General features: G+C 66.9%; 1 protein-coding gene (cut by a window edge). It reads left to right on the top strand.

Annotated features, from left to right (window positions below; translation table 11 throughout):
* Nucleotides 1–15354, top strand: partial view of a non-ribosomal peptide synthase/polyketide synthase gene (locus ABDC78_RS26555; RefSeq protein WP_178356991.1) — the 3' portion only. The gene continues 6954 nt to the left of window position 1, outside the view; only the last 15354 of its 22308 coding nucleotides appear in the window; its start codon lies beyond the left edge, outside the window; it ends in the stop codon at nt 15352–15354.

The raw sequence follows: 15354 nt of genomic DNA, 5'->3' as shown, positions 1-15354 counted from the left end.
CTGGCCTGGCGCGAGGTACTGGCCGGCTTCGACGCCCCCACACTGGTCGGTCCGCCCGGTCGACTCGGGCTGGGTCCGCGCGGCATCCACAGATCCCGGGTGTCCGAGGAGAGCAGCCAGGCGCTCCGTGAGCTGGCACGCGCGCACCACACCACCCTCAACACGGTGCTGCAGGCCGCGTGGGCGCAGACGTTGATGTGGCAGACCGGCCGAAACGATGTCGCCTTCGGCACTGCCGTATCAGGCCGCCCGGCGGAGATCGCCGGCGCGGAAACCATTGTGGGCCTGCTGATCAACACCGTTCCGGTGCGCGCGCGTGTCACCCCCGCGAGCACCACCGCCGACCTGCTCGACCAGCTGCACAGCGCCCACAACCACACGCTCGAACACCAGCATCTGGCGCTCACCGAGATCCACCGCATCGTGGGCCAGGACCAACTGTTCGACACCCTGTTCGTCTACGAGAACTACCCGGTCGACACCACCGCACTCTCCGGCACCGGTGAGCTGGCCATCACCGGTATCACCGCTCGCGAATCCAACCACTATCCGCTGACGCTGCAAGCCATGCCGGGCAACGAATTAGGCCTGCGCCTCGAGTTCGACACCGACGTGTTCGACACCGCTACCGTCGAGGCACTCGGCGAACGGCTGCAGCGGGTGTTGATGTCGATGGCCGTCGATGCGGGGCAGCGGCTGGTGTCGTTCGATGTGCTCAACCCCGGTGAACACCGGCGCCTGGATCGGTTCGGCAACCTGGCGGCGTTGACCGCACCGGCACCGCCTCCCGTATCGGTACCTGAGTTGTTCGCCGAGCACGTCGTCTGTACCCCCGACGCCGTCGCGGTGCGCTTCGCGGGCCTGTCGCTGTCCTACCGGGAACTCGACAGGGCAGCGAACCGGTTGGCGCACGAGTTGGCCGGCCACGGTGCGCGGCCGGGCGAATGCGTCGCGCTGCTGCTGCAACGCTCAGCAAAAGCCGTTGTAGCCATGCTCGCGGTGCTCAAAACCGGAGCGGCCTACCTGGCGATCGACCCCGCGCTGCCCGACACCCGGATCACATTCCTACTCACCGATGCCAGTCCTGTCGCTGCGGTCACCAGCATCCAGTTGGCCGAGCGGCTCCACGGCTACAGCGGCGCGCTCATCGATATCGACGATCCCCGCATCGACACTCAACCCGATGCCGCCCTGCCGGCACCCGGCTCAGATGACTTCGCCTATCTGATCTACACCTCAGGTACCACGGGCACCCCCAAAGGCGTCGCGGTCACCCACCACAACCTGGCCCACCTGGTGATGTCCACACCATCGGATCTTCCACCGGAACAGGTGTGGACACAGTGTCATTCGTATGCGTTCGACTTCTCGGTATGGGAGATCTGGGGCGCGCTGCTCTGCGGCGCCCGCTTGGTGATCGTGCCCGAGGACGTCACCGGCTCCCCTGCAGATTTCCACGCCCTGCTTGTCAGGGAACACGTCAACGTGCTCACCCAAACTCCCTCCGCCATCACCGCCTTGAACCCCGAAGGTCTGGAATCGGTGGCGGTGCTGCTCGGCGGGGAAGCCTGTCCCACCGACGTCGTCGATCGGTGGGCACCCGGGCGGGTGGTGATCAACGCCTACGGTCCCACCGAGATCACCCTGTACGCGTCGATGAGCGCACCCCTGCCACCCGGGTCTGCGTCGGTGCCGATCGGCGCGCCGATCCCGACGGCGGCGTTGTTCGTCCTCGACGGATGGCTGCGCCCGGTGCCACCTGAGGTGGTCGGCGAGCTGTATATCGCCGGGCGCGGCGTCAGCGTGGGCTACCTCCGCCGCACCGGACTGACCGGATCACGTTTCGTCGCCTGCCCGTTCGGTGAACCCGGCACCCGGATGTACCGCACGGGAGACCTGGTGCGGTGGGGTGCCGATGGGCAGTTGCAGTACCTGGGTCGCGCCGATGAACAGGTCAAGATCCGCGGTTATCGGATCGAGCTCAGTGAAATCCGGTCAGCACTCGTCGCAGTGGACGGCGTCGAACAAGCCGCCGTCATCGCCCGGCAAGACCACCCCGGCATCACCCGTCTCGTCGCCTACTTCATCGGAACAGCAGACCCGGCCGAGCTACGATCCGCGCTGGCCGAGCGACTGCCCGCGTACATGGTGCCCACCGCGATCGTGACTCTCCACGCTCTTCCACTGACGGTCAACGGCAAGCTCGACGTCCGTGCCCTGCCTGCGCCCGAATACCTCGACGGCGGGCACTACCGCGCCCCCGCCACCCCCGTCGAGGAAATCCTCGTCACCGTCTACGCCCAGGTACTCGGCCTCGAGCACGTGGGCGTCGACGACTCCTTCTTCGACCTCGGCGGAGATTCGCTGTCGGCGATGCGCCTGGTCGCCGCGATCAACACCAGCCTGAACGCCGACCTATCGGTGCGCACGTTGTTCGATTCGCCCACAGTCGCCCAGTTGGCGCCCCGGATCAGCGGGGGTGGCAGCCGACGTGAGCCGTTGGTGGCTGTCGAGCGGCCGTCGACGATTCCGCTGTCGTTCGCCCAGAGCCGGTTGTGGTTCATCGACCAGTTGCAGGGGCCCTCGCCGGTCTACAACCTGGCCGTGGCGCTGCGACTGCGTGGGCGCCTCGATCCCGCCGCACTGGCGGCGGCATTCGCCGATGTGGTTGGCCGCCATGAAAGCCTGCGCACTTCGATCACCGCGCCCGACGGGATCCCCCAGCAGTGTGTCGTTTCCGCCGAAGGGGCCGACTTGGGTTGGGATGTCATCGATGCCGCCGGATGGTCGGCGAGCAGGCTCGGTGAGGCCATCGACGAAGCTGCGCGCCACACGTTCGACCTGTCAGCCGAGATCCCACTGCGGGCAGGGCTTCTCCGTGTCTCTGACGACGAGCACATCCTGGTGGGCGTGGTGCACCATATCGCCGCCGACGGCTGGTCGATCACTCCGCTGATGCGCGACCTGGGCGAGGCCTATGCGGGCCGACGCGTCGGGCAGCCGCCGGACTGGGCTCGATTGCCCCTCCAATACATCGATTACACGCTCTGGCAGCGTGCGCAATTCGGCGATCTGACCGACAGCTCCGGGCCCATCGCCACGCAGCTCGCCTACTGGCAGAACGCACTCGCCGGACTTCCCGAACGCCTGCAGTTACCCACGGATCGGCCGTATCCGCCGGTCGCCGATCACCGGGGCGCCAGCGTGACGGTGCAGTGGCCCGCAGCACTGCAGCAGGGGGTGCGTGCGGTCGCCGCCGACCACAACGCGACGAGTTTCATGGTCGTTCAGGCCGCACTGGCCGTGCTGTTGTCGCGTGTGAGCGCCAGTTCTGATGTGGCGGTGGGGTTCCCGATCGCCGGGCGAAGCGATCCGGCCCTCGAGGAATTGGTGGGGTTCTTCGTCAACACCCTGGTCCTTCGGGTGGATCTCACCGGCGACCCCAGCTTCACCGAGCTGGTGGCACAGGTCAGACAGCGCACCCTGGCCGGCTACGAACACCAGGACGTGCCCTTCGAATTGCTGGTCGAGCGGCTCAACCCCACCCGCTCGCTCACCCATCACCCCCTCGTTCAGGTGCTGTTGTCCTGGCAGAACCTGCCCGGGCACGGCAACGACGACCCCGGGTTGACGCTCGGTGAACTGCAGGTCACCCAGATACCGATCGACACCCACACCGCCCGTACTGACCTGTCGTTCTCGCTGGCCGAACGCTTCAGCGACACAGGGGAGCCCGCCGGGATCGGCGGGACGGTGGAGTTCCGCACCGATGTGTTCGACGCGGACAGCATCGAGACACTGGTCGGGCGATTCGAGCGGGTGCTCGCGGCCGTGACCGCCGACCCGGGGCAGCGGCTCTCGTCGATCGATGTGCTCGATATCGGTGAACGGACCCGCCTCGACGACATCGGCAACAAGGCAGTGCTGACCGCACCAGAGCCTGCGCAGCTGTCGGTTCCCGAGATGTTCGCCGAGGTCGTGGACCGCATACCTGAAGCGGTGGCAGTGAGCTTCGCAGGCCGCTCGCTGACCTACCGGGAACTCGACGAGGCCGCGAACCGGTTGGCGCACTTGCTGTCCAGCCGGGGCGCACGTCCCGGCGAATGTGTCGCGCTGCTGCTGGACCGCTCGGCGCAGGCCGTCGTCGCGATGCTGGCGGTACTCAGGACCGGGGCGGCCTACCTGGCGATCGACTCGAGATTGCCCGACGCCCGCCTCGGGTTCATGCTCACCGACGCGGCGCCGATCGTGCTCATCACCACCACCGGGCTTCGGAGCCGGCTGGACAAGTACCACCTTCCGGTCATCGAAGTCGACGATCCAGCCATCAACGACCAACCAGCCACTGCCCCACCCGCACCGCACCCCGATGACATCGCGTACCTGATCTACACCTCGGGAACCACCGGAACGCCCAAGGGCGTGGCCATCACCCAGCAAAACCTTACCCATCTGGTGGCATCCACGCCGGCCGATCTTCCGGCGGAACCGGTGTGGACGCAATGCCATTCGTATGCGTTCGATTTCTCGGTGTGGGAGATCTGGGCCGCGCTTCTCGGCGGCGGACGGCTGGTGATCGTCCCCGAGGACGTGGCCGGGTCACCTCAGGACTTCCACGCGCTGCTGGTCAGCGAACGCGTCAACGTGCTCACCCAGACACCCTCCGCGGTCAATGCCCTATCCCCCGAGGATTTGGATTCGGTGGCGGTGCTGCTCGGCGGAGAGGCCTGCCCCGCGGAGGTGGTGGATCGGTGGGCGCCGCGACGGGTGCTGATCAACGCCTACGGCCCCACCGAGATCACCGTCTACGCGTCGATGAGCGCACCGCTGACCCCCCGGTCCGGCGCGGCGCCGATCGGCGCACCGGTCCCGACTGCGGCGGCCTTCGTGCTCGACGAATGGCTGAAGCCGGTGCCCGCGGGCGTGGTCGGCGAACTCTACGTCGCCGGGCGAGGCATCGGCATGGGGTACATCGGCCGCACCGGCCTGACCGCATCACGGTTCATCGCCTGCCCGTTCGGGAAACCCGGCGCGCGGATGTACAGGACCGGCGATCTGGTGTTCTGGCGCCCCGATGGACAACTGCATTACCTGGGACGGGCGGATGAGCAGGTCAAGATCCGTGGCTATCGCATCGAACTCGGCGAAATCCAGACCGCCCTGGCCGCACTCGACGGTGTCGACCAGGCGGTGGTGATCGCCCGCGAAGACCGGCCCGGTACCACCCGCCTCGTCGGCTACCTCACCGAATCAGCCAACAGCACAATTGATCCCGTCGCGACGCGTGACCAGCTGGCGCAACAGCTCCCCACCTACATGGTCCCCGCCGCAGTGGTCGTTCTCGACGCTCTGCCACTGACGGTCAGCGGCAAACTCGACACGCGCGCCCTTCCCGCACCCGAATACGAGACCACCGATCGGTACCGCGCCCCGACCGACGCGGTCGAGCAGATCCTGGCCGGGATCTACGCCCAGGTCCTCGGACTCGAGCGGGTCGGCGTCGACGAGTCGTTCTTCGATCTGGGTGGTGACAGCATCCTGTCGATGCAGGTGGTCGCCCAAGCGCGGGCCGCCGGTCTGACGTGTCGCCCTCGTGACGTCTTCGTCGAGCAGACCGTGGCCCGACTGGCCCGGGTGGTCGGCGCGGGCGGCGCAGTATCCGGACCGGTCGATGACGGCATCGGCGACCTGGTCGCCACCCCGATCATGCGCTGGCTCCAGACCGTCGACGGCCCCACCCGCCAGTTCAACCAGACCGTCGTCGTACAGGCCCCCACCGGAGCCACCCCGGCTGACGTCATCGTCGTGCTGCAGACCCTGCTGGATCGGCACGGAATGCTCCGGGCGAGCGCCGATGGCTCGTCGCTTCATGTGCCCGGCCCCGGGGCGGTCGACGCGCAGGGCTGCGTGCACGTCGTCGAGGAATTGTCCGAGGACGCAGTCGTTTCGGCGCGGTCGCGGTTGCACCCCGCCACAGGAGTGATGGTGAGCGCTCTGTGGTCGTCGTCGACCGGTCAGCTGGCGCTGATCGTGCACCACCTGGCCGTCGACGCCGTGTCCTGGCGGATCCTGCTCGAAGACCTCAACATCGCCTGGGCGCAACACCACAACGGCCAGCCGGTGACGTTGCCGGCCGTCGGGACCTCCTTCGTCACCTGGGCATCGCTGCTGGCCGACCGGGCGACTGAGCCCGCGGTCCTCGACCGGGCGGACGACTGGCGGCGAGTGCTGTCGACTCCGCTGTCGTTGCCGGCACCCCAACCCGACCGGGACACCTATGCCAGCGCAGATAGCCTCACCTCCCGCCTGGATACCGACACGACCCGTCAGCTACTCGGAGACGTGCCCGCGGCGTTCCACGCGGGGATCAACGACATCCTGCTGATCGCTCTTGCATTGGCGTGCAAGGAAATCCTCGACAATGGAGACACCGCCATCGGCGTCGACGTCGAAGGCCACGGTCGCGACGAGGAGCTGTCCCCCGGCATCGATCTGTCGCGGACCGTCGGCTGGTTCACCGTCAAATACCCCGTAGCCCTGGATGTCGGTGGTGGATTGTGTTGGGCACAGGTGAAAGCGGGTGACACCGCCCTCGGCCCGCTCATCAAAGGCGCAAAAGAACAACTCCGCGCCCTTCCCGACCCCCTGACCTACGGGCTGCTGCGCTACCTCACCACCGACGCCGACCTCGCGGGGCCGGAGCCAACGATCGGATTCAACTATCTCGGTCGACTCGGGTCCGCGGCCGCCGACCTGTCCGATGAACTGTGGCGTCCCAGCCAGGACGGCCTGCCGGTGGCAGAAGCCGCCACCGCGATACCGATGCCATTGGGCCACACCGTTGAACTCAACGCGGCCACCGTCGACACCGGCACGGGTCCGCAGCTGACCGCCACGTGGACGTGGGCCCCGGCGATCGTGGATGCCGCGCAGATCGGCCGGCTCAGCCAACTCTGGTTCGAGGCCCTGGCGGGCATCTGCGCCCACGTCGCCCACGGCGGCGGTGGGCTGACCCCCTCCGACATCGCCCCGGCCCTCCTGAGCCAACGGCAGATCGACGATCTGCAGCAGCAACACCGCGTCGCCGATGTGCTACCGCTGACGCCACTCCAGCAGGGGCTGCTCTTCCACGCAGACGCTGCACAGGATTTCGGCGATCTGTACGCGATGCAGCTCGACATCACCATCGCAGGCCCGCTGGACCCGGACCGCCTGCGCGGTGCGGTGCACACCGTGGCCGGCCGCCACCCCAACCTGGCGGCGACGTTCACCGACCGGTACGACCACCCGGTTCAGATCATCCCCGCCGAGCCCACTGCAGCATGGCGGTACACGCATCTGGACTCCGAGGAGCAGATCGCTCAGCTGTGCATGGCCGAACGCGCCGCGGTCTGCGACCTCGCCAACCCACCGGCGTTCCGGGTGGCACTGATACGCACCGCACCCGAGCAGCACCACATTGTCCTGACCAACCATCACATCGTGCTCGACGGCTGGTCGCTGCCGATCCTGCTGCAGGAAGTCTTCGCAAGCTATTTCGGCCATCGACTTCCTGCCGCGGTGCCGTATCGCCGCTTCGTCGAGTGGTTGGCCGATCGTGATCTCGACGCCGCACACACAGCCTGGGGCGACGTACTCGCCGGATTCGACACGCCCACCCTGGTCGGTTCGCCGAACCGTGTGACGCTCGGGAGGCGCGGCTCCATGTCGGATCAAGTGCCTGAGGACATCTCGCTGGCCCTCAGCGAGCTGGCGCGATCACACCACACCACCCTCAACACCGTCCTGCAGGCCGCCTGGGCACAGACGCTGATGTGGCAGACCGGTCGCGGTGATGTGGTGTTCGGCACCGCCGTCTCAGGACGACCGACCGAGATTCCGGGGGCGGAATCCATTGTGGGCCTTCTGATCAACACCGTGCCGGTACGCGCACACATCACTTCGGCCACCACCACCGCCGACCTGCTCGCACAACTGCACGGTGATCACAACCGGACCTTCGATCACCAGCACCTGGCGCTCACCGAGATCCACCGCGCTGTGGGCCGGGACCAATTGTTCGACACCCTGTTCGTCTTCGAGAACTATCCGCTCGACACCGGGGCGCTGGCGGGCACCGGCGAGTTGGCGATCACCGCGTTCACCGGCCGCGAGTCCAATCACTACCCGTTGACACTGCAGGCCATGCCCGGCACTGAGCTCGGCCTGCGTGTCGAGTTCGACACCGACGTGTTCGACGAGGGCGGCATCAAGAATCTTCTCGGGCGGTTGGGGCGGGTGTTGACGGCGATGACTGCTGATGCGGGGCAGCGGTTGTCATCGATCGATGTACTCGACGACAGCGAGCACTCCCTCCTCGAGGAGTTCGGCAACCGGGCGGTGCTGACCGCATCCAGCCCGGCCGCGGTGTCGGTTCCGGTGTTGTTCGCCGGGAGTGTGCGACGCAGTCCGAACGCGGTCGCTCTGCGTTTTGATGGCCGATCGACGACCTATCGGGAACTGGATGAGGCGGCGAACCAGTTGGCACACTGGCTGGCCGGCCACGGCGCGAGACCCGGGATGACGGTGGCGCTGCTGATGCAACGCTGCACCGAGGCCGTCGTGGCGATGCTCGCGACGCTCAAGACCGGAGCCGCCTACCTGGCGATCGACCCCGCACTGCCCGATTCCCGTATCGCGTTCATCCTCGACGACGCCATACCGGTCGCGGTCCTCACCACCGTCGGACTGCGGGGCCGACTGGACGAATCCAACGTGACCGTCCTCGATATCGGCGACCCGGCGATCGACGACCAACCTGCCACCGGAATGGGGGCACCCGACCCCGACGACATCGCCTATCTGATCTACACGTCGGGCACCACCGGAACACCGAAAGCTGTTGCAGTCAACCATCACAACCTCGTCCACCTCGCCGCCTCCACCCCCGCCACACTGCCGGCCGAGCAGGTGTGGACCCAATGCCACTCCTACGCCTTCGACTTCTCGGTCTGGGAGATCTGGGCCGCCCTGCTCGGCGGCGGCCGGCTGGTGATCGTCCCCGAGGACGTCGCCGGTTCCCCGCCGGAATTCCACGCCCTGCTCCTGACCGAACACGTCACCGTGCTCACCCAGACACCCTCCGCGGTCGACGCTCTGGCCCCCGAAGGATTGGAATCGATCGCGGTGCTGCTCGGCGGGGAGGCCTGCCCCGCGGACGTCGTGGATCGGTGGGCGCCCGGGCGGGTGCTGATCAACGCCTACGGCCCCACCGAGATCACCGTCTACGCCACCATGAGCACCCCCCTGGCCCCCGGGACAGGACCAGCCCCCATCGGAGCGCCCGTCACAACCACAGCGGCGTTCGTCCTCGACCACTGGCTACGACCCGTGCCCGCAGGCGTCGTCGGCGAACTCTACGTCGCCGGCCGCGGGGTGACCGTCGGCTACCTCGGCCGCACCGCCCTGACCGCCACCCGGTTCCTCGCCTGCCCCTTCGGGGAACCCGGCGCCCGGATGTACCGCACCGGCGACCTCGTCCGGTGGCGCCCCGACGGACAACTGCAATACCTCGGACGCGCCGATGAGCAGGTCAAGATCCGCGGCTACCGCATCGAACTCGGCGAGATCCAGACCGCCCTGGCCGCACTCGACGGTGTCGACCAAGCCGTCGTCATCGCCCGCGACGACCGACCCGGCACCACCCGCCTCATCGGGTATGTCACCGGCGCAGCCGATCCCGCCGCCGTGCGCGCCCACCTCGCAGAACAACTACCGCCCTACATGGTGCCTGCGGCAATCGTCGTCCTCGACGCGCTGCCACTGACCGTCAACGGCAAACTCGACACCCGCGCGCTACCCACACCCGAACACACCACCACCCCTTACTGTCCCCCCACCACCCCCAAGGAAGAACTCCTCACCACCATCTACGCCCACGTCCTCGGACTCGAACGCGTCGGCGTCCACGACTCGTTCTTCGACCTCGGCGGCGACAGCATCCTCGCGATGCGACTCATCGCCGCGATCAACGCCGGCCTGGACACCGACCTTTCGGTACGTGCCCTGTTCGACGCTCCGACGATCGCCAAGCTCGCACCGCAGGTCACCACGCAGACAGGTAGGCGCGTACCCCTGGCCCGGGTCGAGCGGCCCGCGGTCATTCCGCTGTCCTTCGCTCAGAGCCGACTCTGGTTCCTCGATCGATTCGTGGGCGGAATGGTGACCTACAACATGCCCACCGTGTTCGGCATCGACGGACCCCTCGATGTCGAGGCATTGGGCTGCGCAATCGACGACGTGATCTCCCGACACGAATCGCTGCGCACCATCTTCCCCGACACCGACGGCGTTCCCTACCAGCAGGTGGAGCCTTTCAGACCGGGGATGTGGCGGCGTGCAGACCCGGTGCTGCGATCGATGTCCGAGCAGGATGCCGCCACTGAACTGATGTCGCTGGCGGGCTATCGTTTCGATCTTTCAGCGGAGATCCCGATCCGAGCGCAGATCTGTTCGATGGGGCCCGGGAAGCACGCGGTCGGAATCGTGGTGCACCACATCGCCGCCGACGGTTGGTCGATCGCGCCGCTGGTGCGGGACCTCGGCGCCGCCTATGCCTGGCGGACCGGCGGGCAGACGCCGAGCTGGGCCGAACTGCCGGTCCAGTATGTCGACTACACGCTGTGCCAGCGCAAGCGGTTCGGCGACCTCGAGGACAGCGACAGCCCGATCGCTGGACAGCTGTTGTACTGGCAGGACGCACTGTCCGAAATGCCCGAACGCCTTCAGCTGCCCACTGATCGACCTTATCCGGCGGTCGCCGACTACCGCGGCGACACGGTGGTGATCGAGTGGCCGGCCGAGCTGCAGCAGCGGCTGCACGAGGTGGCCCGCACACACAGCGCGACCAGCTTCATGGTGATCCAGGCCGCGCTGGCGATCCTGCTGTCCAAGATCAGCGCGAGCAACGATGTGGCAGTGGGATTCCCGATCGCCGGACGCAACGACCCCGCACTCGACGAGCTGGTGGGCTTCTTCGTCAACACCCTCGTGCTGCGGGTCGACCTCACCGGCGATCCGTCCATCGCCGAGCTGCTGGCACAGGTCAGACAGCGGAGCCTCGCGGCCTACGAACACCAGGATGTGCCTTTTGAGGTACTGGTGGATCGGCTCAACCCCACTCGGTCACTGACCCATCAACCTCTCATCCAGGTGATGTTGGCCTGGCAGAACTTCGCCGGGGCGGGCACCACCGACCCCGCCGCGGGACTGGCTCTGGGTGATCTGCAGGTCACGCAGATGCAGGCCGATACCCATACGGCCCGGATGGACCTGCTGTTCAACCTCGCCGACCGCTTCGACGAGGCAGGTGAGCGAGCCGGGATCTGCGGGGTCGTGGAGTTCCGCACCGACGTGTTCGATGCGGACAGCATTCATACGCTGATCGAGCGGTTCGAGCGGGTACTGGAGGCGGTGACGGCCGACCCCACTCAACGACTGTCCTCGATGGATGTGCTCGACTCCGCGGAAAAGGCGCGAATCGACCGGTGGAGCAACCGGGCAGTGTTGAACGCACCGGCACCACCCACGGGGTCGATCCCCGTTCGCTGGGCCGCCCAAGTGGCGCTTACCCCGGACACGGTAGCGGTGACCTTCGAAAGGCGCTCGGTGACCTACCGAGGGGTTGATGAAGCCGCGAATCGGTTGGCACACCTGCTGTCTGAAGCCGGCGCAGGACCCGGGCGATGCGTGGCGGTGTTCTTTAGTAGGTCCACGGATGCCATCGTCGCCATCCTGGCCGTGCTCAAGACCGGGGCGGCGTATCTGCCGATCGACCCTGCGGCGCCCGCCGCACGGATGGATTTCATGATGGCCGATGCCGCGCCGATCGCCGTGGTCACCACCGCGGACCTCCGTTCCCGGCTGGGCGGATTCGATCTGCCGATCATCGATGTCGGCGATCCGCGCATCCCGGACCAGCCCGGTACGGACCTGCCTGCGCCCGCACCGGACGACATCGCATACTTCATCTACACTTCGGGCACCACCGGCAGGCCCAAAGGTGTTGCCATCACACACCACAACGTCATCCAGCTGCTGGAGTCGCTGGACGACGACGTACTGCGGACGGGGGTGTGGACGCAGTGCCATTCCCTGGCGTTCGACGTGTCCGTGTGTGAGATGTGGGGGGCACTGCTCAGCGGCGGCAGGCTGGTGGTGGTGTCCGAATCGGTCGCCCGATCACCGGAGGACTTCCATGCCCTGCTGGCGGCCGAACACGTCACCGTCTTGAGCCGCACCCCGTCGGCGTTCTATGCGCTGCAGTCCGCCGACGCGCTCCAGCCCGAGGTTGGACAGCGCCTGGAGCTCGAGGCCGTGCTGTTCGCCGGCGAGGCACTGGAACCAAGGCGCCTGCGAACCTGGATGCAACACCATCGGGAATCCCCGCGTCTGATCAATCTGTACGGGACCACCGAGACCACGGTGCACGCGTCGTTGGGCGACATCGTCGGCGCTGACGCCGACAGCAATGCCAGCCCCGTCGGCGTGCCGCTGGCGAACCTCGCCTTTTTTGTGCTGGACGGGTCACTTCGTCAGGTGCCTGCCGGTGTGGTCGGCGAGTTGTACATCGCGGGCGGTGGTGTGGGCGTGGGATATTGGCGCCGGTCGGATCTGACCGCATCCCGATTCATCGCATGCCCGTTCGCGCAGTCGGGCGCGCGGATGTACCGCACGGGCGACCTGGTGAGCTGGGGCGCCGACGGAGGACTGCAGTATGTCGGCCGGGTCGACGATCAGGTCAAGATCCGCGGGTATCGAATCGAGCTCGGCGAGGTCGAGAACGCCCTGCTGGCATGCCCGCAGGTCACCCAGGCAGTCGCGGCCGTGCACGACGGCGATATCGACTCGAGCCTCGTGGCCTACGTCACCCTCGATCACGCCACCGCCACCGACGATGACGAAGTCGTCGAACAGTGGCAACAGATGTACGACGAGCTCTACGACCCCGACCCCGACGCCGGGGCGCCTGGGTTCGGCATGGATTTCCGTGGCTGGAACAGCAGCTACACGAACGCCCCGATCCCGCTCGACGAGATGGGCGAATGGCGCACCGCCACAGTGGATCAGATCATCGCCCTGCTGCCCCGGCGGCTCCTGGAGATCGGCGTCGGCTCGGGCCTGCTTCTGTCGCAGATCGCCCCGCACTGTGAGCGCTATGTGGCCACCGACATGTCTGCGGTGGCCATCGACGGTCTCGCCCGCTCGATGGAACAGCTGCAGATCCCATGGCGCGATCGGGTCCAGTTGCTCACCCGACCCGCCCACGTCACCGACGGTCTGCCGCAGGGCCACTTCGACACCATCGTGCTCAATTCGATCGTCCAGTACTTCCCTCACAGGCGATATCTGGCCGAAGTCCTGGACAGGGCCGTCGACCTACTGGCCACCGACGGGACGCTGTTCATCGGCGACGTCCGCAACCACACCCTGCAGCGCGCGTTCCACGCCGCGGTAGCACGCACCCACACCACCGACTCCGCCGAGATCCGCGAACGAGTCCACCGCGCACTGGTCAGCGAGGCCGAATTGGTTCTGGCCCCGGAGTTTTTCACCACCTGGGCCGCCGACCACCCGCTGCTCGCCGGGGTCGACATCCGCGTCAAACGCGGCTGGGCCGACAATGAACTCACCCGGTACCGCTACGACGTCGTCATCCACAAGGCTCCGACGGTGGCACGTTCGCTGGCCGCCGCGCCCACCCGGACGTGGGACCAGTGCGCAGGCCTGCGAGGACTGCAGTGCGAGTTGGCATCCCCGCATCAGAACGGGGTACGCATCACCGAGATTCCCCGCACCGGACTGGTCGACGACGTTCACTTCGAAAGCGTGATCTCTGCCGGGCTGGAGCTTGACGCCGCCGTCGCGGCAACCGCCGATGGTTCCGGCGGCGCGACCCCCGAACAATTACATCGCCTCGGCGAATCCCTCGGTTATCGCGTCGCAGTCACCTGGGGTGCCCGACCAGGAACCCTCGACGCCCTCTTCGTCAGCGCTGAGGATCCGGCGCCGCTGACCGACGTCTACCTACCCGCCGGCGGGGCACGTCAACGCGCCGGCCACGCCAACACCCCCCACACCAACACCACGATCAGCGCGCTGCGTCAGCGGTTGCGCGATCGGTTGCCCGACTACATGGTGCCTGCGCACATCGTGGCGCTCGAGGAGTTCCCGTTGACCTCATCGGGCAAGCTCGACCGAAAGGCGTTGCCCGCGCCTGTGTTCGCTGCAACACCTTTCGAGGCGCCGCAGACGCCGGCCGAGGAGATCATCGCAGGCATCTACGCCCAGGTACTGGGCGTGGAGCGCGTCGGGATCGACGACTCGTTCTTCGACCTGGGCGGTGACTCGTTGTCCGCGATGCGCGCGGTGGCGGCGATCAACACCGCCCTGGATGCGCACCTTGCGGTGCGCACCGTCTTCTATGCGCCCTCTGTACGGAGCCTGAGCCGGCAGTTGGGCGCGGAGGACAGCGCAGTGGAAGTGGTCCCGGTCGAGGTCTTCCAAGGAGGTCCGGGTGTTCCGCTGTGCTGTGTCCATGACGGACTCGGACTCAGCTGGTCCTATCGCACGCTCGGCACCTATCTGGACTGCCCGATTGTCGGCATCAACCAGGTCCAGCACAGCGGAGAAGCTGAGCCCGCATCGATCGGCGCCATGGCCGCGCGTTATGCAGACCGTATTCAAGATCGTTATCCCACAGGGCCTTACAACGTTCTCGGGTGGTCCTTCGGAGGAGTCGTCGCGCACGAGCTCGCAGTTGAGCTCCGTCGCCGGGGCTGCGAAGTCCACCACCTCGTTCTGCTCGACCCCGCATTCAGCGTCAGCGTGATCGCCGCCGCGGCAAGCAGGGCACTGGACGAAGGACAGATTCTCGAACACGTGCTGCGCACCAACCAGATCGCCGTTCCCGCACCGACAGGTCCCCTGACCTACGAGCGCGCAGAACAGATCATCGAAGAGCAAGGAACCGTGGAGTTCCCGCTGCCGCCCAAAGAGCTGTTGCAGTTGATGGTTCGCAGTGTCAACGCCAACCAAGGACATCTGCGGCGGCACGTGCCCGGAGTGTACGACGGCGACATGGTGATCTTCTCCGCCGCGCTACCCAGTGATACCAATAGCGCCGTCCGCACACCGATCTCACGCCTCGCACGGTTGAAGACCCAGATGGTGGCCCGTTCCACATTGCGAAAGTGGCGACGTCACGTGGCCGGCGAGATCAGCGCCCACGCTGTCGACTGCACGCACCACGACATGCTCAACCCCGCGTCACTACTTCTGTACGGCGAACAGCTCAAACGTTCTTTGGAGACTTGA

Origin of the sequence: Mycobacterium sp. DL, from assembly GCF_039729195.1 — a bacterium.
GTDB lineage: Bacteria > Actinomycetota > Actinomycetes > Mycobacteriales > Mycobacteriaceae > Mycobacterium > Mycobacterium hippocampi_A.
Note: the sequence above shows the minus strand (reverse complement) of the source record. Positions and strands in the feature narration are given on the sequence as shown.